This window comes from Sphingomonas arantia (genome assembly GCF_042682045.1).
Taxonomy (GTDB): Bacteria; Pseudomonadota; Alphaproteobacteria; order Sphingomonadales; family Sphingomonadaceae; genus Sphingomonas_R; species Sphingomonas_R arantia.
In genome coordinates, this window is record NZ_JBHUGS010000001.1 from 916559 (window position 1) to 935065 (window position 18507).

The 18507-nt window shown below is 66.7% G+C and carries 18 protein-coding genes; 16 read left to right on the plus strand and 2 right to left on the minus strand.

Annotated features, from left to right (window positions below; genetic code table 11):
• Positions 1-56: 56 nt before the first annotated feature.
• Complete coding sequence (ctrA, locus tag ACFSGX_RS04345) at positions 57-758, minus strand: response regulator transcription factor CtrA (RefSeq protein WP_157175162.1); 702 nt, start codon at positions 756-758, stop codon at positions 57-59.
• Positions 759-1035: 277 nt separating this feature from the next.
• On the opposite strand from ctrA, the gene wrbA reads away from it, so the two are divergent.
• The 5 genes from wrbA to ACFSGX_RS04370 all read left to right on the plus strand — a co-directional run bounded on the left by wrbA (position 1036) and on the right by ACFSGX_RS04370 (position 4362).
• Positions 1036-1635, plus strand: coding sequence for an NAD(P)H:quinone oxidoreductase (wrbA, locus tag ACFSGX_RS04350; RefSeq protein ID WP_380927747.1), 600 nt, complete (start codon positions 1036-1038; stop codon positions 1633-1635).
• A gap of 232 nt (positions 1636-1867) precedes the next feature.
• On the plus strand, positions 1868-2563 hold the full coding sequence (locus ACFSGX_RS04355; protein WP_380927749.1) for an RluA family pseudouridine synthase: 696 nt from the start codon (positions 1868-1870) through the stop codon (positions 2561-2563).
• 40 nt (positions 2564-2603) lie between these two features.
• Positions 2604-3029, plus strand: coding sequence for an alternative ribosome rescue aminoacyl-tRNA hydrolase ArfB (arfB, locus tag ACFSGX_RS04360; RefSeq protein ID WP_157175165.1), 426 nt, complete (start codon positions 2604-2606; stop codon positions 3027-3029).
• A gap of 21 nt (positions 3030-3050) precedes the next feature.
• The gene (locus ACFSGX_RS04365; RefSeq protein ID WP_380927751.1) at positions 3051-3548 is read left to right on the plus strand and encodes a GAF domain-containing protein; all 498 of its coding nucleotides are present in this window, start codon (positions 3051-3053) and stop codon (positions 3546-3548) included.
• Between the two features lie 118 nt (positions 3549-3666).
• Positions 3667-4362, plus strand: coding sequence for an RcnB family protein (locus tag ACFSGX_RS04370; RefSeq protein ID WP_380927753.1), 696 nt, complete (start codon positions 3667-3669; stop codon positions 4360-4362).
• 75 nt (positions 4363-4437) lie between these two features.
• On the opposite strand, the gene ACFSGX_RS04375 is transcribed toward ACFSGX_RS04370, so the two are convergent.
• A complete protein-coding gene (locus tag ACFSGX_RS04375; RefSeq protein ID WP_380927755.1) occupies positions 4438-4893 on the minus strand; it encodes a universal stress protein in 456 nt (151 codons plus the stop codon).
• 142 nt (positions 4894-5035) lie between these two features.
• Here ACFSGX_RS04375 and ACFSGX_RS04380 point away from each other — a divergent pair, with 142 nt between their 5' ends.
• The 11 genes from ACFSGX_RS04380 (at position 5036) to ACFSGX_RS04430 (ending at position 18273) form a co-directional block, all read left to right on the plus strand.
• On the plus strand, positions 5036-6418 hold the full coding sequence (locus ACFSGX_RS04380; protein ID WP_380927757.1) for a pyruvate dehydrogenase complex dihydrolipoamide acetyltransferase: 1383 nt from the start codon (positions 5036-5038) through the stop codon (positions 6416-6418).
• Between the two features lie 194 nt (positions 6419-6612).
• Positions 6613-7398 (plus strand): succinate dehydrogenase iron-sulfur subunit, encoded by a 786-nt coding sequence (locus ACFSGX_RS04385; protein WP_380927758.1) that lies wholly within the window; start codon positions 6613-6615, stop codon positions 7396-7398.
• A gap of 2 nt (positions 7399-7400) precedes the next feature.
• Positions 7401-7901: a PaaI family thioesterase gene (locus ACFSGX_RS04390; protein WP_380927760.1), complete on the plus strand. Its 501-nt coding sequence runs from the start codon at positions 7401-7403 to the stop codon at positions 7899-7901.
• On the plus strand, positions 7898-9016 hold the full coding sequence (gene zapE / locus ACFSGX_RS04395) for a cell division protein ZapE (protein WP_380927762.1): 1119 nt from the start codon (positions 7898-7900) through the stop codon (positions 9014-9016). Before ACFSGX_RS04390 ends, zapE begins: the two co-directional genes overlap by 4 nt.
• Positions 9017-9207: 191 nt before the next feature.
• The gene (gene mdh / locus ACFSGX_RS04400; RefSeq protein WP_380927763.1) at positions 9208-10170 is read left to right on the plus strand and encodes a malate dehydrogenase; all 963 of its coding nucleotides are present in this window, start codon (positions 9208-9210) and stop codon (positions 10168-10170) included.
• Between the two features lie 86 nt (positions 10171-10256).
• On the plus strand, positions 10257-10547 hold the full coding sequence (locus ACFSGX_RS04405; RefSeq protein ID WP_380928243.1) for a GIY-YIG nuclease family protein: 291 nt from the start codon (positions 10257-10259) through the stop codon (positions 10545-10547).
• A 49-nt stretch (positions 10548-10596) separates the two neighbouring features.
• Positions 10597-11481, plus strand: a complete 885-nt coding sequence (gene sucD, locus ACFSGX_RS04410; protein WP_076073168.1) for a succinate--CoA ligase subunit alpha — start codon at positions 10597-10599, stop codon at positions 11479-11481.
• A gap of 67 nt (positions 11482-11548) precedes the next feature.
• Complete coding sequence (locus ACFSGX_RS04415; protein ID WP_380927765.1) at positions 11549-14521, plus strand: 2-oxoglutarate dehydrogenase E1 component; 2973 nt, start codon at positions 11549-11551, stop codon at positions 14519-14521.
• A gap of 41 nt (positions 14522-14562) precedes the next feature.
• Positions 14563-15798: a 2-oxoglutarate dehydrogenase complex dihydrolipoyllysine-residue succinyltransferase gene (gene odhB / locus ACFSGX_RS04420; RefSeq protein WP_380927766.1), complete on the plus strand. Its 1236-nt coding sequence runs from the start codon at positions 14563-14565 to the stop codon at positions 15796-15798.
• A gap of 124 nt (positions 15799-15922) precedes the next feature.
• Positions 15923-17320 (plus strand): dihydrolipoyl dehydrogenase, encoded by a 1398-nt coding sequence (gene lpdA / locus ACFSGX_RS04425; protein WP_380927767.1) that lies wholly within the window; start codon positions 15923-15925, stop codon positions 17318-17320.
• Between the two features lie 335 nt (positions 17321-17655).
• Positions 17656-18273, plus strand: a complete 618-nt coding sequence (locus tag ACFSGX_RS04430; protein WP_380927769.1) for a trimeric intracellular cation channel family protein — start codon at positions 17656-17658, stop codon at positions 18271-18273.
• The last annotated feature ends 234 nt before the right edge of the window (positions 18274-18507 follow it).

Consider the following 18507-nt stretch of genomic DNA (forward strand, 5'->3'; position numbering starts at 1 on the left):
TGCGGATTGCGACGCGAACCGATCGGTTCATCGCCACCGCGCGCCCGGCGACAGGATCAGGCGACCTTGGCGACCGGCGCTTCCTCCGGATCGCGCAGGACATAACCGCGGCCCCAGACGGTTTCGATGTAGTTTTCGCCACCGCAGGCCAGGCTGAGCTTCTTGCGCAGCTTGCAGATGAAGACGTCGATGATCTTCAGCTCCGGCTCGTCCATGCCGCCGTAGAGGTGGTTGAGGAACATTTCCTTGGTCAGCGTCGTGCTCTTGCGCAGCGAGAGCAGCTCCAGCATCGCGTATTCCTTGCCGGTCAGATGGACGCGACTGCCGTCGACTTCGACCGTCTTGGCGTCCAGGTTGACCGCCAGCTTGCCGGTGCGGATGACCGACTGGCTGTGGCCCTTGGACCGGCGGACGACCGCATGGATGCGGGCGATCAGTTCCTCGCGGTGGAACGGCTTGGTGATATAGTCATCAGCACCGAAGCCGAGCGCGCGGACCTTGGAGTCCATTTCGCCGATGCCGGACAGGATCACGACGGGCGTCTGGACCTTGGCAACGCGCAGCTTCTTCAGCACGTCGTAGCCGTGCATGTCCGGCAGGTTCAGGTCGAGACAGATGATGTCGTAGTCGTAGAGCTTGCCGAGATCGACACCCTCTTCGCCCAGGTCGGTGACGTAGACGTTGAAGCCCTCGCCGTGCAGCATCAGTTCGATCGCCTTGGCGGTCGTCGGCTCGTCTTCGATCAGCAGCACGCGCATGGTTCAGGCCCCTGTCAGCGCGCGGGTGTCTTCCGGACTGCCGCGCATCGTCTCGTTTATTAACCATCCGATAGATGAAGGCAAAAGGTTAACAGCGATTTAAACGAAGTGGTTCGATCCTTACAAGGTTGGCGGTAAGTGCGGCTTTTCGGCCGCAGCCGCGTCGAAAGGCAACGGGTGGTGACGGATTGGCACCGGTGGATTGCCGACGTTTCCGTTTTCAAGCGGGCCCGTGACGCACAATATGGGTCGGACGATTCAAGCGAAGGAACATGCGATGGCGAAGGTCCTGGTACTCTATTATTCGGCCTATGGTCATGTCGAGACGATGGCGGAGGCGATCGCCGAGGGCGCGCGCGCCGCGGGTGCGACCGCCGACGTGAAGCGCGTGCCGGAGCTGGTGCCCGAAGAGGTGGCGCGCAACAGCCACTACAAGCTGGACCAGGCCGCACCGATCGCGACCGTGGACGAGCTGGTGAACTATGACGCGATCGTCGTCGGTGTGGGTACGCGTTACGGCCGGATGGCGTCGCAGATGTCGAACTTCTGGGACCAGACCGGCGGCCTGTGGGCGACCGGCGCGCTGAACGGCAAGGTGGGCGCGGCGTTCACCTCCACCGCCAGCCAGCATGGCGGGCAGGAGACGACGCTGTTCTCGATCATCACCAACCTGATGCACATGGGGATGACGATCGTCGGGCTGGACTATGGGTTCCAGGGTCAGATGGGTCACGAGAAGGTCGTCGGCGGCGCGCCTTATGGTGCGACCACGATCGCGGGCGGCGACGGCAGCCGCGCGGTGGGGCCGGAGGAGCTGGACGGCGCGCGTTATCTGGGCAAGCGCGTCGCGGAGACTGCGGCGAAGCTGCACGGGTGAGGTTCGGGGCGGGGGGCTTTAGGGCTCCCGCTCAATACTGACCTGCCGCGTCATCCCGGCGGAGGCCGGGATCTCTCTTGGGCTTGGCGTGTGCGCTTCACCTGAGGGAGATCCCGGCTTTCGCCGGGATGACTATTTGGGGGCGGGCGTGCTGGCCCGTCGCAAGGGGTTCCGTTTATCCCCGTCACCCGCTCTGGTTGCACCGCAAGCGGAACGCGACCATAGGCGCGGCATGTTATCCGACAATGTCCTGTTCATCGACGCCGAGGCGATCGTGGTCGACAAGCCGTCCGGCCTGCCGGTCGACGAGCCGCGCGACGGGGTGACTTCGGTCGCCAACCATCTCGAAAGCCTGCGGTTCACGTTCCTGCGCTGGCCGACGATCGTCCACCGGCTGGACCGCGACACGTCGGGTTGCCTGCTTCTCGCCCGCACGCCGCGGGCGCACAAGCAGTTCCAGCAGGCTTTCGAGGCCGGGTCGGTCGAGAAGCGCTATCTGGCGGTGGTCGAGGGCGTGACCGAGACGGAGGCGGGCGAGATCTCGCTGCCGCTGGCCAAGGTTTCGACCGCGGAGGCCGGCTGGCGGATGGTCGTCGACGAGCGGCGCGGCAAGGGCAAGGCGGCGGTGACCCAGTGGCAGCGGATCGCAGTGCGTGACGGCCGGTCGCTGATCCTGTTCACGCCGAAGACCGGGCGGACGCACCAGTTGCGCGTCCATGCCGCGACGGGGCTTGGCCTGCCGATCGTCGGCGATCCGGTGTACGGCAAGCATGGCCAGCACGGGCCGCGGATGATGTTGCACGCCTGGACGATCAAGGTGCCGCGCGCCGGCAAGCCGCCCGTGTCCGCGGTGTCGCCATTGCCCGCCGCATTCGCCGGGTGGGAAGCGCCCGCGCTGGACGACATGGCCGGGCCGGACGCCGCCTGAGCGTATAGCGTCGGGCCTCCAACCGGGATATCGCAGCGCGATGGTCGCCGTTCCCATCACCCGCATGATCGCGATCGACAGCGACGAGATGGTGGAGTCGTTCACCCGATCGTCCGGGCCGGGCGGGCAGCATGTCAACACGACCGACAGCGCGGTGCTGCTGCGGTTCGACATCGCCAATTCGCCGAACCTGCCGGACGTGGTGAAGCACCGGCTGGCGGCGCTGGCCGGATCGCGCATGACGCGCGAGGGCGTGCTGGTGCTGCGCAGCGAGGGATCGCGGTCGCAACTGCTCAACCGGCAGGAGGTGCGCGACCGGCTCGTCGCGATGATCAAGGAAGCGACCATCATCCCGAAGAAGCGCCGGCCGACCAAACCGACGAAGGGGTCGCAAACGCGGCGGATGGAGGGCAAGGCGATCCGTGGTGCTGTGAAGCGCGACCGCGGGCGGCCGAGCCACGACTGACGGGCAGGAAGGAAGACGCGGATGTTCACGTTCGATATCGCCGGCCGCGGGGACAGCGCGGCGCTGTACCGCGACCTGGGGGCCGCGCTCGACGCGCTGACCGCGGACGAGCCGGATGCGATCGCCAACATGGCGAATGCGGCGGCGTTGCTGTGGGAATATCTGCCCGACCTGAACTGGGCGGGGTTCTACCGCGTCGACGGTGCGCGGCCGGACGAGCTGGTGCTGGGGCCGTTCCAGGGGAAGGCGGCGTGCATCCGCATCCCGTTCGGCAAGGGCGTGTGCGGCGCGGCCGCCGCGACCGGCAAGACGCAGCGGGTGGACGATGTCCATGCCTTTCCGGGGCATATCGCGTGCGATACGGCGTCGGCGGCAGAGCTGGTCGTGCCGATCATGGTCGACGGGCGGCTGATCGCCGTGCTGGACCTGGACAGTCCGCGCGCCGGCCGGTTCGACGCGGCGGACCAGGCGGGGTGCGAAGCGCTGATGGCGATGCTGGGGCCGCGGATCGCGGGCTGAGCCTGCCCCGATTCGGGACGCGGCGGGGCATGGTTGTCGGGCTCCCCGGCTGGTACGCAACCTGGAACGTTGCGCGTCCGTTTCCTTTGGATCGGACGGCAGGACAGGGAGTGCGGCCATGGCGGACATTGTGAGATCGGATCGGGTGCGCCGCGGGGCGGCTTGTGCGGTCGTGCTGGCGGCAGCGCTCGGACTTTCGGGGCCGTCCCTTGCGCAGACGCCGACGGGCGGCGGCTGGAACGGCGAAGGTTGGTCGAGTTCGCCCTGGAAGGGACCTGCCGGCGGCGACACGGGCGTGCCCCAGGCGGCGCAGGTCGGTAACCCGGCGGCGGCGGCGTTCACGGGCTCCTATGTCCGGCTCGAACGTGGCGGGACGATGCCCGCGCGGTTCGCGGCACCGGTGTTCCGCGTGCGCGACGGTGAGCGTTGGGGTTTGAGTGCGCCGGGCACGGGACAGAACTGGGTTCGTTATTATAGCGATGCGGTGCTGGTCGGGGCGGACGGGCGGATCGCCGATGTGCGCTACGGCGTCGACTGGAACCGGCCGGGCGTGGTGTCCGGTGCGACGGCTGCGGTGCCGACGCGGCCGCGCGGGACCGTGCTGGAGCGGGCCTATGACGACGGGTATCGGAAGGGCTTTGCCGAGGGACGTGGCGTGAGCGGCGACGGGGTAACGGTGCAGGCGAACCGGAGCGGCTATGCGCCCGGGACCGTGGTGACCACGACGGCGCCGGGTGTGCGGACCACCGTTACGACCGTGACCGAGGAGATCGTGCCGGCGCGACGTGTTTCGGGGACTCGTCGGCGGCGCTGAGATTTTCCGGCCGCCGAAGGGACCGGACCGGATCCGCGCCCCTCGGTTGCACTCGGCAGGGACGGTTTGGGGACGCTAGCTCAGCACGTCGATCGCGGAGTCGTCGAGCGAGCCGGGGACGATCATCAGCGGGCAGCTGAGCGTGCCGGCGTCGGCGCCGGCGAAGTGGGTGACGAGCGCGCCGGGGCCGGGGCCGACCGCGGCGCCGAGCACGAGTGCGGCGATCGGCGGTTCGTGACGCAGCCGTTCGCGGACGCAGGCGACCGGTTCGCCCTGAACGACCGTCACCGCGGGACGCAGGCCGGTTTCCTCGATCAGTTCGCCCGCGACCTGCGCGATCAGCGCGTCGATCCGGATGCGGGTTTCCTCCTCCATCGCGGACTGGACGGCACCCCACTGCACGAAATCGGGCGGGGCGATGGGGGCGAGAATTTCGATGCCGCCACCGGTCTTGGCCGCGCGGCGGGCCGCAAAGCGCAGCGCGACGCGGGCCTCGGCACTTTCGTCGATCACCACAAGGTAGGTCCGCATCGGTAATTTTCCTTCGTCGTCACGGCAAATCGTGCGCGATCGGAGGCTGCTTCGCAAGGTCCGCGGGGAGGCTCGGGCCTTGACCGGTGCCCCCCCGATGGCGGATGGACGGGGCCACAGTCTGCCCCAAGAGGTTTTCCGCATGCCCATCGAGCTGAAAATGCCCGCACTGTCCCCCACGATGGAGGAGGGCACGCTGGCCAGATGGCTGGTGAAAGAGGGCGATACCGTCGCTTCGGGTGACCTGATCGCCGAGATCGAGACCGACAAGGCGACGATGGAATTCGAAGCCGTCGACGAAGGCGTGATCGTGAAGCTGCTGGTGGCCGAGGGCGCCGACGGCGTGAAGGTCGGCACCGTGATCGCAATCATTGCCGAAGAGGGCGAGGACGCGTCCACCGCGGCTGCTTCAGCATCTGCGCCGGCTGCTGCGCCTGCGCCCGCCGCGTCGTCTGGCGGTGCCGAGCCGGTGGCCGCGGCGTCCGCGTCGTCCCCGCCGGTGGCCGAGAAGGGTTATGGCGCGAACCCGGAGACCGATACGCCGACCGCGACGAAGGAAGAGGTCGCCGCTGCGGCCCCCGCAGGCGCGGCACCGCAGCCGGCCGCTGGCGACCGGATCAAGGCAAGCCCGTTGGCGCGTCGCCTGGCGGAAAGCTCGGGCGTTGACCTCGCGTCGTTGACCGGGTCGGGGCCGAAGGGTCGGATCGTGAAGGCGGATGTCGAGGCCGGGCCCAAGGCCAAGCCAGCTGCTGCTACGACACCGGCCGCGAAGCCGGTCGAGGCGAAGGCTGCGGCGCCCGTGGCGGCTGCTGCCCCCGCGGCGGCTCCGGCGGGTGTGCCGTCCGAGACGATCAAGCTGTCCAACATGCGCAAGACGATTGCGCGGCGACTGGCCGAGTCGAAGCAGACCGTGCCGCATTTCTACCTGACGGTGGATTGCAACCTCGACGCGCTGCTGAAGCTGCGCGGCGAATTGAATGCCGGGCTGGAGAGTCGCGGGATCAAGCTGTCGGTCAACGACCTGCTGATCAAGGCGCTGGGCGTGGCGCTGGTCGAGGTGCCGGACGCGAACGTGCAGTTTGCCGGCGATACGCTGATCAAGTTCGGGCGCGCGGACGTGTCGATGGCGGTCGCGATCCCGGGCGGGCTCATCACGCCGGTGATCACCGACGTGGCGAACAAGCCGCTGTCGAAGATCGCGAGCGAGGCCAAGGACATGGCGGCACGCGCGCGTGACGGGAAGCTGGCCCCGGAGGAGTATCAGGGCGGCACCGCGTCGATCTCCAACCTGGGCATGTTCGGGATCAAGCAGTTCGATGCGGTGATCAACCCGCCGCAGGCGATGATCCTGGCGGTCGGTGCGGGCGAGCCGCGCCCGTATGTGGTCGGCAAGGAACTGGCGATCGCCACCGTGATGACCGCGACGGGCAGCTTCGATCACCGTGCGATCGACGGCGCGGTGGGCGCGCAGCTGATGGCGGCGTTCAAGCGGCTGGTCGAGAAGCCGCTGGGGATGCTGGCCTGAGATTCGGCTTCCTCTCCGTCATCCCGGCGTGCGTCGGGATGACGGAGTGGTTGGGCAAGTGGCGTTCTCACGTCGAACCGGACCCTTGGGCGGACGCCCGATCCATATGGGCAAATTGCCGCAGTACGGCATTTCGTCTTTAACCGCGGCGTGTTCGTCGCTATCTGATGTCCAGACACAAGGACGCATGCCCGATGGCCGAATTCGCGCTACCCACGAACAGCAAGATCCGATCGAAGGGGAAGGTGCATAAAGCCGCACCCGACGCGACCGCGGTCAAACCGTTCAAGGTGTATCGGTACGATCCGGAAACGGGCGAAAATCCGCGTTACGACACGTTCGAGGTCGATACCGCGACGTGCGGCCCGATGGTGCTCGACGCGCTGATCAAGATGAAGAGCGAGCAGGACCCGACGCTGACGTTCCGGCGGTCGTGCCGCGAGGGAATTTGCGGGTCGTGCTCGATGAACATCGACGGCACCAATACGCTCGCCTGCACCAAGGCGATCGCCGACGTGAAGGGCGAGGTGAAGATCACCCCGTTGCCGCACATGGACGTGATCAAGGATCTGGTCCCCGACTTCACGCATTTCTACGCGCAGTACAGCTCGATCAAGCCGTGGCTGCAGACGGTGACGCCGCCGCCTTCGGGCAAGGAGCGGCTGCAGAGCCCGGAGGATCGCGCGAAGCTCGACGGTCTGTACGAGTGCATCCTGTGCGCATGTTGCTCGTCGTCCTGCCCGTCCTACTGGTGGAACAGCGACAAGTTCCTGGGGCCGGCGATCCTGTTGCAGGCCTATCGCTGGCTGGCCGACAGCCGCGACGAGATGACCGGCGAGCGTCTCGACGAGTTGGAGGATCCGTTCCGGCTCTATCGCTGCCACACGATCATGAACTGCGCCAACGTGTGCCCGAAGGGGCTGAACCCGGCCAAGGCGATCGCCGAGGTCAAGAAGATGGTCGTCGAGCGGCAGGTCTGAGCGTGACGATTACGACCGCCGGCGATGGGGCCGGCGAGGGCGGCGGGGCACAGGTCGAACGGCTTGTCCTCGCCGACGACGTCGATAGCGACGGGTTTCGGGTGTTTCTGCCGATCGCAGCCGGTCGTTTCCTCGATAGTTTCGGGACGATCCGGGTGCGCGTCGAGGGTCCGGTCGTGCGGTGCCGGGTCGAGACCGGGCGGGCGCAGTCCAATGTGTCCGACAATGTCCATGGCGGCTTCATCCTGGCGTTCGTCGATCAGGTGATGTTTTGCGCGCTGCTGGCGCAGGAGCGGTTGCCGCGAGGCGGGGCCGTGACTTTGCAGGCGGGCATGAACTTCATCGGTGCGGCGAAGGCCGGGCTGCCGATCGACGCGGTGGTCGAGATCACCGGCGAGACCGGGCGGATGCTGTTCCTGCGCGGGTTGATCGAGCAGGACGGCGCGACGATCGGGTCGTTCGACGGGACGCTGCGCAAGGTCAAATGGGCGGGCGCGACATGAGCCGGGTCGCTGCGCGTTACGCGGAGTTGTTGGCCGGGGGTGAACTCAAGCCCGATCCGGATCAGGCGGGGACGGTTCGCCGGCTGGATGCGTTGGCTGATACGCTGGAAGCGGCGGCCCCAAAGACCGGGCTGTTCGGGCGGTTGTTCGGGGGTAAGCCGCCGGTTGCGCCACGCGGGCTGTACATGTGGGGCGGTGTCGGGCGCGGCAAGTCGATGCTGATGGACCTGTTCTTCGACTGCGTCGACGTGACGCCGAAGCGCCGGGTCCACTTCCACGAGTTCATGCTCGACGTGCACGACCGGTTGCGGATCGAGCGGGCCGAGGAGAAGGGCGACCCGATCGCGCCGGTCGTCGACGACCTGGTCGCGCAGGCGCGGCTGCTGTGTTTCGACGAGATGGTCGTCAACAACATGGCGGACGCCGCGATCCTGTCGCGGCTGTTCACCGGCCTGATCGAGCGCGGCGTGACGGTGGTCACGACATCGAACCGGCCGCCGAGCGACCTATACAAGGACGGGCTCAACCGCCAGCTGTTCCTGCCGTTCATCGCGCTGATCGAGGCGCGGCTGGACGTGCTGCCGCTCAACGGTGCGACCGATTACCGGCTGGAGCGGCTGGGCGGGTTCCCGACCTGGTATGTGCCGAACGGTCCGGCGGCGACCGAGGCGCTGAGCCGCGCCTTCTTCCGGCTCACCGATTTTCCGGTCGAGGACCGTGCCAACGTGCCGTCCGAACAGATTGCGGTGCCGGGCGGGCGGACGTTGCGTGTACCGAAATCGATCAAGGGCGTCGGGGTGTTCTCCTTCTCCAAGCTGTGCGGCGATGCGCGCGGGGTGGCGGATTATCTGGCGATCGCGCGGCGCTATCACACGGTCATCATCGTGGGGATTCCGGTGCTCGGGCCGGACAAGCGCAACGAGGCGGCGCGGTTCAAGCTGCTGATCGATGCGCTCTACGAGTTCCGCGTGAAGCTGCTCGCCGCGGCGGATGCGGCCCCGGTGGAACTGTATCCGGCGGGGGACGGGGCGTTCGAGTTCGAGCGGACCGTGTCGCGGCTGATGGAGATGCAGTCCGCCGAGTATCTGGCCGCGGGGCATGGCGCCACCGAGTAGAGCGTCCGTCACGAGGCGGTCGAAGGCGCGTATAGTTCTGTTACAGACCATGTCCGGGGCGCTTTTCTGAACGTCCACGGTTGCCCCGATGCTGCCATGCAGCTAAGCGACGCGGCGACGATTGGTGGCCGCGGCCTTGGGGCATGCGACTCCCGCTATCGGAATCTTGGACGGTCGAGGACATTCTCCACATGGCTCGTAAGAAGATCGCGCTGATCGGCGCTGGCAACATCGGCGGCACGCTCGCGCATCTCGCGGCGCTGAAGGGGCTGGGCGATATCGTCCTGTTCGACGTGGCCGAGGGTGTGCCGCAGGGCAAGGCGCTCGACCTGTCGCAGTGTGGCCCGGTCGAAGGCTTTGACGCGACGATCACCGGATCGAACGACTATGCCGACATCGCGGGCGCGGACGTCATCATCGTGACGGCCGGCGTGGCGCGCAAGCCGGGCATGAGCCGCGACGACCTGCTCGGCATCAACCTGAAGGTCATGAAGGCCGTGGGCGAGGGCATCAAGGCCAACGCGCCGGACGCGTTCGTGATCTGCATCACCAACCCGCTCGACGCGATGGTGTGGGCGCTGCGCGAATTCTCCGGCCTGCCCCATCACATGGTGGTCGGCATGGCGGGCGTGCTCGACAGCTCGCGGTTCAGCCATTTCCTGGCGGACGAGTTTAAGGTGTCGGTCAAGGACGTGACGAGCTTCGTGCTCGGCGGGCATGGCGACACGATGGTCCCGGTGATCAGCTACTCGACCGTGTCGGGCATCCCGATCCCCGACCTGATCGCGATGGGCATGTCCACTCAGGGGAAGATCGATGCGATCGTCCAGCGCACCCGTTCGGGCGGCGGCGAGATCGTGGCGCTGCTCAAGACCGGGTCGGCCTACTATGCGCCGGCGACGAGCGGCATCGCGATGGCGGAAGCGTTTCTGTACGACCAGAAGCGCGTCCTGCCGGCGGCGGCCTATGTCTCGGGTGAATATGGTCTCAACGATCTCTACGTCGGCGTGCCGGTGGTGATCGGTGCGGGCGGCGTCGAGAAGATCGTCGAGATCAAGCTGGACGAGGAGGCGAAGGCCAACCTCACGGTGTCGGTCGACGCGGTGAAGGAGTTGCTTGTGGCGTGCCGCGGGATCGATGGGACTTTGGCCTGAGGTAGTTTGTTCCCCGTCGAAGGCCGGGGCCTAGGTGACGCGGTTTCACCTAGGTCCCGGCCTTTGCTGGGGAACGCCAGATGGGCATGGAAAAGCCGGACTGGGTCTACACCGTCACTAACAAGCGTGCCGGAGCCTTGTATATCGGAGTGACCAGCGATCTGGGTCGACGGATATACCAGCACCGCGAAGCGCTGATCGACGGTTACAGCAAGCGTTACGGCTGCAGGATTTTAGTCTGGTACCAAGCGTTCGAGGCGATCGAAGATGCCCGGTACCGGGAAGTGCAGATGAAGGAATGGCAACGGGCCTGGAAGATACGGTTGATCGAAGCGATGAACCCCGACTGGTCCGATCTTTACCCTTCACTGCTATGATATTCAGATCCGCTTCGGCGGACGATTTGAGAAGGACGGCAGGACACCCATGAGCATCCTCGTCAACAAGAATACCCGGGTCATCACCCAGGGCATGACCGGCAACACTGGCACGTTCCATACGGAACAGGCGCTGGCGTACGGTACGCAGATGGTCGGCGGTGTCACGCCGGGCAAGGGCGGCACGACCCATATCGGTCTGCCCATCTTCGACTCGGTGGCCGAAGCCGTGCAGAAGACGCAGGCCGATGCGACCGTGGTCTATGTGCCGCCGCCCTTCGCCGCGGACTCCATCCTGGAGGCGATCGACGCCAAGGTGCCGCTGATCGTGTGCATCACGGAGGGCATTCCGGTGCTCGACATGGTCCGCGTGAAGCGTGCGTTGCAGGGTTCGTCGTCGCGGCTGATCGGGCCGAACTGCCCGGGCGTGCTGACGCCGAACGAGTGCAAGATCGGCATCATGCCCGGTTCGATCTTCTCCAAGGGGTCGGTCGGGGTCGTGTCGCGGTCCGGTACGCTGACCTACGAAGCCGTGTTCCAGACGACGAACGAGGGCCTCGGCCAGTCGACCGCGGTCGGCATCGGTGGCGATCCGGTCAACGGCACGAACTTTATCGACGTGCTCGAGCTGTTCCTCGCGGACGACGAGACCAAGTCGATCATCATGATCGGCGAAATCGGCGGTTCCGCGGAAGAGGAAGCCGCGCAGTTCCTGATGGACGAGGCCAAGCGCGGCCGCAGCAAGCCGATGGCCGGCTTCATCGCCGGGCGCAGCGCCCCTCCGGGCCGTCGCATGGGTCATGCCGGCGCGATCGTGAGCGGCGGCAAGGGTGGTGCCGAGGACAAGATCGCGGCGATGGAAGCCGCCGGGATCCGCGTCGCGGCAAGCCCGTCCGAGCTTGGCACGACCCTGTCTGCCTTGCTGAAAGGCTGATGAAAGGCTGAACTTTTACGGCACGGTCCCATATGAGGGGCCGTGCCGCCGGTTCACCGGTCGAAGAATGGGAAGGCCCGAAGTGGGAAATGAAGCTGTGGATGTAGCCGAAGTGGAGGGCGTGAGCCCGTCTTTCGTGGAGGCGCTGTACCGCCGCTATCAGGAGGCACCGGACGCGGTCGACGCGGGTTGGCGCACCTATTTCTCCGGTCTGGAAGAGACCGTTTCGGGCCCGAGCTGGGCGCGCAAGAACTGGCCGCCGACCGAGACCGATGCGCTGACCGCGGGGCTCGACCCGACGCAGATGCAGCCTGCGCCGAAGCCGGCCAAGGGTGGCAAGCCCGCCGCGGCAACTGCGCCCGCCGCCGCCCCGGCCGGTATCTCCGACGCCGCACTGAAGCAGGCCGTCGACGATTCGATCCGCGCGATGATGCTGATCCGCACGTACCGCGTGCGCGGTCATCTGGCCGCCGAGCTCGATCCGCTCGGTCTGGCACGGCGCGACCTGCCGTCCGACCTGAGCCCCGAATATCATGGTTTCTCCGGTGCCGACCTTGATCGGCCGGTGCATCTCGGCGGGACGCTCGGGCTGGAGCGCGCGACGGTGCGCGAGCTGGTCGAGATCCTGCGCCGCAATTACTGCGGGCCGATCGGCCTTGAATATATGCATATCGGCGATATCGAGGAGCGCCGGTTCCTGCAGGAGCGGATGGAGGGTCGCGACAAGGCGATCACGTTCAGCCCCGAGGGCAAGAAGGCGATCCTGTCGAAGGTCATCGAGGCCGAGCAGTGGGAGAAGTTCCTCGGCCGCAAATATGTCGGGACCAAGCGGTTCGGGTTGGACGGCGGCGAGTCGATGATCCCCGCGCTGGAGAATGTGATCAAGACCGGCGGCGCTGTCGGCGTGCGCGAGATCGTGATCGGCATGGCGCACCGCGGCCGGCTGAACGTGCTCGCGAACGTGATGCAGAAGCCGTATCGCGCCATCTTCTCCGAATTCGCCGGTGGGTCCGCCAACCCCGAGGATGTCGGCGGGTCGGGCGATGTGAAGTATCACCTCGGCACGTCGACCGACCGCGAGTTCGACGGCAACCGCGTCCATCTGTCGCTGGCGCCCAACCCGTCGCATCTGGAGGCGGTGAACCCGGTCGTGCTGGGCAAGGCGCGCGCCAAGCAGACCGCGCTGGACGATATCGAGCGGTCACAGGTCCTGCCCGTGCTGCTGCACGGCGATGCCGCGTTCGCGGGCCAGGGCATCATCATGGAATGCTTCGGCTTTTCCGGGCTGGTCGGTTATTCGACCGGCGGGACGCTGCATTTCGTCATCAACAACCAGGTCGGGTTCACGACGAGCCCGCAGTTCGCGCGCTCCTCGCCCTATCCGTCGGACATCGCGAAGATGGTGCAGGCGCCGATCCTGCACGTGAACGGTGACGATCCGGAAGCGGTGGCGTTCGCGACGCGGCTGGCGACCGAGTTCCGGCACGAGTTCAAGCGCGACGTCGTGGTCGACATGTGGTGCTATCGCCGCTTCGGCCATAACGAGGGCGACGAGCCCGGCTTCACGCAGCCGCTGATGTACGACGCGATCCGGTCGCATCCGCCGGTGTCGTCAGTCTATGGCGCGCGGTTGAAGGCCGAGGGCGTTGTCGATGATGCCTGGATCGACGGGGCGGTCTCCGCTTTCGTCGGAACGCTGGAGGCCGATTTCGACGCGGCCAAGGGCTACAAGGTCAACAAGGCCGACTGGTTCGAGGGTGTGTGGAGTGGCTTTGCCGCACCGCGCGAGACGATCACCGAGCGTCGCGCGGCGGCGACCGGGATCGCGCAGGAGCGGGTCGATGCGCTCGGCGAGGTGCTGACCACGGCGCCGGCCGACCTGACGATCCACAAGACGCTGGCGCGCATCCTGGATGCGAAGAAGCAGATGTTCGCGAGCGGCGAGGGCGTCGATTGGGCGACGGCGGAAGCGCTGGCGTTCGGGTCGCTGCTGCAGGACGATTACGGCGTCCGCCTGTCGGGCCAGGATGTCGGGCGCGGCACGTTCAGCCAGCGCCATGCCGTCTGGGTCGACCAGAAGGACGCGCACAAGTACATCCCGCTGTCGACGATGAACCGCAAGTTCCAGGTGCTCGACAGCCCGCTGTCCGAGTTCGGCGTGCTGGGCTTCGAATATGGCTATTCCGGGCAGTCACCGAACACGCTCGTGCTGTGGGAAGCGCAGTTCGGCGATTTCGCGAACGGCGCGCAGGTCATCATCGACCAGTTCATCGCGGCGGGCGAGGCCAAGTGGCTGCGCGCCAACGGCCTCGTGATGCTGTTGCCGCACGGGTATGAGGGACAGGGGCCGGAGCATTCGTCGGCCCGGCTCGAGCGCTATCTGCAGCTGTGTGCCGAGGACAATCTCCAGGTCGCGAACTGCACGACGCCGGCGAACTATTTCCACATCCTGCGCCGGCAGATGCTGCGGAACTTCCGCAAGCCGCTGATCATGATGACGCCGAAGTCGCTGCTGCGGCACAAGTCGGCGGTGTCGAGCATCGCGGACTTCACGGGCGACAGCCATTTCCGGCGGATCCTGTCCGATACCAACGCGCCGGCCGATCAGGACGTGCGCCGGCTCGTGCTGTGTTCGGGCAAGGTCTATTACGACCTGGCCGAGGCACGCGATGCGTCGGGTGACAAGAACACCACGATCGTCCGGATCGAGCAGATCTATCCGTTCCCGTCCGACGCGCTGGTCAAGCGGCTGGCGCGGATGCCCAACCTCGAAACCGTGGTCTGGGCACAGGAAGAGCCGAAGAACAACGGATCGTGGTTCTTCGTCGAGGAGCTGATCGAACAGTCGCTGAAGGATGCGGGCAAGCCGATCCGTCCGGTCTATGCCGGGCGCAAGGCGTCGGCCGCGACCGCGACCGGTCTCGCCCGCAACCACGCCAAGCAGCAGCAGATGCTGGTGGCCGAAGCGCTGGGTGAGCCGCAGGGCGAGGTGGCCGAGGCGATCGGCGCAGGTGTCCAGTCGAAGCAGCAGGCCGGCTGAACCGCCCGTCCGCGACAGAATCGAACGATAAGGAAGACGACATGGCGACCGAAGTAACCGTTCCCACGCTGGGCGAATCGATCACCGAAGCCACGCTTGGCCAGTGGCTGAAGAAGCCGGGCGAGGCGGTGAAGGCCGACGAGCCGATCGCCAGCCTGGAGACCGACAAGGTTGCCGTTGACGTGCCGTCGCCGGTCGACGGCGTGATGGGCGAGCAGGCCGTGGCCGAGGGTGATACCGTTCTGGTCGGGGCGCTAATCGCGCTGATCCAGGAGGGGTCGGCCTCGACGTCCGCGACGCCCGCGGCCGAGAACAAGACCGCGGTGGCGCAGGCCGAGAAGGCTGCCCCGCCGGAGCCGGGTGCGGCGCCCGCGACGAGCGGTGGCAACAACGACGCGCTGTCGCCGTCGGCGCGCCGTGCGGTTCAGGAGACCGGGATCGATCCGTCGACGGTCGACGGTTCGGGCCGCGATGGTCGTGTGACCAAGATGGATGTGCAGGCCGCCGCTGCGAACCCCGCCCCGTCGGTGTCCGCGCCGGCCCCCGCCGCCGCCGCGCCGGCATCGACCGCGAACGGCCGCAAGGAGGAGCGCGTTCGCATGACGCGCCTGCGCCAGACCGTCGCGCGCCGCCTGAAGGAAGCGCAGAACACGGCCGCGATGCTGACGACGTTCAACGACGTCGACATGACCAACGTCATGGCCGCGCGCGCCAAGTATAAGGACCTGTTCGAGAAGAAGCATGACGTCCGGCTGGGCTTCATGGGCTTCTTCGTGAAGGCCGCGGTCCAGGCGCTGCGCGACGTGCCGTCGGTCAACGCATCGATCGAAGGCGACGAGATCGTGTACCGTGATTATGTCGACGTGTCGGTCGCGGTGTCGGCACCGAACGGGCTGGTCGTGCCGGTGATCCGCGATGCGCAGCATCTGTCGGTCGCCGGAATCGAGAAGACGATCGGCGATTTCGGCAAGCGCGCCAAGGACGGTTCGTTGAAGATGGACGAGATGAAGGGCGGTACCTTCACCATTTCCAACGGCGGCGTGTTCGGGTCGCTGATGTCGACGCCGATCATCAACCCGCCGCAGTCCGCGGTGCTGGGCCTCCACCGCATCGACCAGCGCCCCGTGGTGCTGGACGGGCAGATCGTGGCGCGTCCGATGATGTATCTGGCGCTGAGCTACGATCACCGCCTGATCGACGGGCGCGAGGCGGTCACCTTCCTGGTCGCGATCAAGAATGCGATCGAGGATCCGACGCGTCTGCTGATCGACCTGTAAGAGACTAAGGGGGCGTTGGACTTTGGTTCGGCGTCCCCATTTATTGTGACGAGTATAGCCGCTCTGGGCACCGATCGAGATGGCGTCGCGGCAGAACCGAACCGCTTGAAAGGCGAGCTTACCCATGGCTGATTATGATTTTGACGTTCTGGTCATCGGCGCCGGCCCCGGCGGTTATGTCGCAGCGATCCGCGCGGCGCAGCTGGGCCTGAAGACCGCGTGCGTCGAGAGCCGCGAAACGCTGGGCGGGACCTGCCTGAACGTCGGGTGCATTCCGTCGAAGGCGATGCTGCATGCGTCCGAGCTGTATCAGGAGGCGTCCTCGGGTGCGCTGGCGAAGTTCGGGATCGACATTGCGGGCGCGTCGCTGAACCTCGATCAGATGCATGCCGAGAAGGCGAAGGCGGTCAAGGAACTGACCGGCGGGATCGAAGGGCTGTTCCGCAAGAACAAGGTGGAGTGGCTGAAGGGCCGCGCGACGTTCACGGCAGCCGATACGGTCGAGGTCGCCGGGCGGAGTGTGCGCGCGAAGAACATCGTGATCGCGACCGGGTCGTCGGTGACGCCGCTGCCGGGTGTCGAGGTCGACCAGAAGGTCGTCGTCGATTCGACCGGGGCGCTCGCGTTGCCGACCGTGCCGAAGCATATGGTCGTGATCGGCGGCGGCGTGATCGGGCTGGAGCTTGGGTCGGTCTGGAAGCGGCTGGGGGCCGAGGTGACGGTGGTCGAATATCTTGACCAGATCCTGCCCGGCATGGACGGCGACGTCCGCAAGGAAGCCAACAAGCTGTTCAAGAAGCAGGGTTTCACGCTGCGCACGTCGACCAAGGTGACCGGTGTTGCTGTCCACGGCGACGGCGCCACGCTGACGGTAGAGCCGGCGGCGGGTGGTGCGGCCGAGACGATCGAGGCGGACGTCGTGCTGCTCGCGATCGGTCGCAAGCCGAACGTGGACGGGCTGGCGCTGGAGAAGGCCGGGTTGGAGCTGAACGCGCGCGGTCAGGTGGCGGTCGACCATGACTTCCGCACCGCGACGGCGGGCGTGTGGGCGATCGGCGACGTGACGCCAGGCCCGATGCTGGCGCACAAGGCGGAGGACGAGGGCATCGCGGTGGCCGAGAACATCGCCGGGCAGACCGGCATCGTGAACCATGCCGTGATCCCGAGCGTGGTCTACACGCACCCGGAATATGCCAGCGTCGGCCAGACTGAGGAAGCGCTGCGCGAGGGCGGGACTGAGATCAAGATCGGCAAGTTCCCGTTCCTGGCGAACAGCCGCGCCAAGACCAACCGCGACACCGACGGTTTCGTGAAGGTGATCGCGGACGCCAAGACCGACCGCGTGCTGGGCGTGCACATCGTCTCGTCGCTGGCGGGCGTGCTGATCGGCCAGGCCGCGCAGGCGATGGAGTTCGGCGCGACCAGCGAGGACATCGCCTACACCTGCCACGCGCATCCGACGCATTCGGAAGCGATCAAGGAAGCTGCGATGGCGGTGACGGGCAAGCCGATCCATATGTGATGGGGGCCGCGGCGCGTTTGGGGGCGTCGTGGTTTGTTGACGGATTATTGCTGAGCGTGCTTCACGATCGATAGGACGGGCCCCGGTAATCGGGGCCCGTTTTTTATGTCGTTAGGACCATTCCTGAGGCGTCAGTGCTCCAGATCGACATCGTGATGGCGCGCAGTTCGTTTGGCTTTGGGGCGAGATCCGAAACCGGCGATTGGTCGCCGTACGAACTGCCCAGCCCGGTAGTGACCGCTGGGGAGTGAGGTCGCTCGTTTTGTTGCAGCCGTAGGATGGTCATGTGGAAATGACCTGATAGCCGCGCAGGCGTTCCGGGTTATGACGCCGGGATGATGCCGCTCCCTGTCGCCCCCGCTTTCGCAGCGCTCGATCTGGCCGGGCTGGCCGTGTTTGCGGCGTCGGGGGCGCTGGCGGCGGCGGCGCGGCGGCAGACCTTGGTGACGTTTGCGTTCTTTGCGGCGGTGACGGGCACGGGCGGGGGGACGTTGCGCGATCTGTTGATCGGGGCGCCGGTGTTCTGGTTGCAGGATGCACGGGCGATCGGGGTGTGCCTGGGGGTCGCGGTGCTGGTGTGGTTCACGCCGCAGCGAATTTGGAGCCCGAAGGCGCTCGACTGGTTCGATGCGGTCGGGCTGGCGGCCTATGCGGTTTACGGCGCGGCCAAGGCGTTGCGTTACGGGGTGCCGCCGTTGCCGGCTGCGGTGATGGGGGTCGTGACGGCGTGCATGGGTGGGGTGATCCGCGACGTTCTGGCGGGGGAGCCGTCGATCATCCTGCGGCCGGAGATTTATGTGACGGCGGCGGCGCTGGCGTCGGTGCTGTTCGTCGGGCTGGCGCTGGTCGGGTTGCCGTTCTGGGCGGCGGCCCTGGTGGGGGCGGGGGCCGGGTTCCTGCTGCGCGCGATGGCGATCGCGCGGGGGTTGGCACTGCCGGTTTATCGCGGGTGAGGTGTGGCCACCGGCTCGGGTTTGAAATGGCTAGTCGCGACGAGGTGGGTTGTGGTTCCTCCTTGGCGTCGCGCTGAAACTGCGGTTGGCGTCGCGGCTGCGCTCGACGGGTCCCTCGACTTCGCTCGGGATGGGCGGGTTTTGGGAGGCGGGGCTTCGACCTCCGACGTAATCTTATTCAGTAGGTGCGGCCACTGATCCGTTTGGTTCGGGCTTGTCGAGAAATCAGCGCGG

Bases quoted from the DNA above. Each gene is read 5' to 3' on its own strand.
- zapE (WP_380927762.1), top strand. From the start codon at position 7,898: ATGAGCCGGGTCGCTGCGCGTTACGCGGAGTTGTTGGCCGGGGGTGAA.
- wrbA (WP_380927747.1), top strand. From the start codon at position 1,036: ATGGCGAAGGTCCTGGTACTCTATTATTCGGCCTATGGTCATGTCGAG.
- ACFSGX_RS04385 (WP_380927758.1), top strand. From the start codon at position 6,613: ATGGCCGAATTCGCGCTACCCACGAACAGCAAGATCCGATCGAAGGGG.
- ACFSGX_RS04355 (WP_380927749.1), top strand. From the start codon at position 1,868: ATGTTATCCGACAATGTCCTGTTCATCGACGCCGAGGCGATCGTGGTC.
- ACFSGX_RS04370 (WP_380927753.1), top strand. From the start codon at position 3,667: ATGGCGGACATTGTGAGATCGGATCGGGTGCGCCGCGGGGCGGCTTGT.
- sucD (WP_076073168.1), top strand. From the start codon at position 10,597: ATGAGCATCCTCGTCAACAAGAATACCCGGGTCATCACCCAGGGCATG.
- ACFSGX_RS04375 (WP_380927755.1), bottom strand. From the start codon at position 4,893: ATGCGGACCTACCTTGTGGTGATCGACGAAAGTGCCGAGGCCCGCGTC.
- mdh (WP_380927763.1), top strand. From the start codon at position 9,208: ATGGCTCGTAAGAAGATCGCGCTGATCGGCGCTGGCAACATCGGCGGC.
- arfB (WP_157175165.1), top strand. From the start codon at position 2,604: ATGGTCGCCGTTCCCATCACCCGCATGATCGCGATCGACAGCGACGAG.
- lpdA (WP_380927767.1), top strand. From the start codon at position 15,923: ATGGCTGATTATGATTTTGACGTTCTGGTCATCGGCGCCGGCCCCGGC.
- ACFSGX_RS04430 (WP_380927769.1), top strand. From the start codon at position 17,656: ATGATGCCGCTCCCTGTCGCCCCCGCTTTCGCAGCGCTCGATCTGGCC.
- ctrA (WP_157175162.1), bottom strand. From the start codon at position 758: ATGCGCGTGCTGCTGATCGAAGACGAGCCGACGACCGCCAAGGCGATC.
- ACFSGX_RS04405 (WP_380928243.1), top strand. From the start codon at position 10,257: ATGGAAAAGCCGGACTGGGTCTACACCGTCACTAACAAGCGTGCCGGA.
- ACFSGX_RS04380 (WP_380927757.1), top strand. From the start codon at position 5,036: ATGCCCATCGAGCTGAAAATGCCCGCACTGTCCCCCACGATGGAGGAG.
- ACFSGX_RS04415 (WP_380927765.1), top strand. From the start codon at position 11,549: ATGGGAAGGCCCGAAGTGGGAAATGAAGCTGTGGATGTAGCCGAAGTG.
- odhB (WP_380927766.1), top strand. From the start codon at position 14,563: ATGGCGACCGAAGTAACCGTTCCCACGCTGGGCGAATCGATCACCGAA.
- ACFSGX_RS04365 (WP_380927751.1), top strand. From the start codon at position 3,051: ATGTTCACGTTCGATATCGCCGGCCGCGGGGACAGCGCGGCGCTGTAC.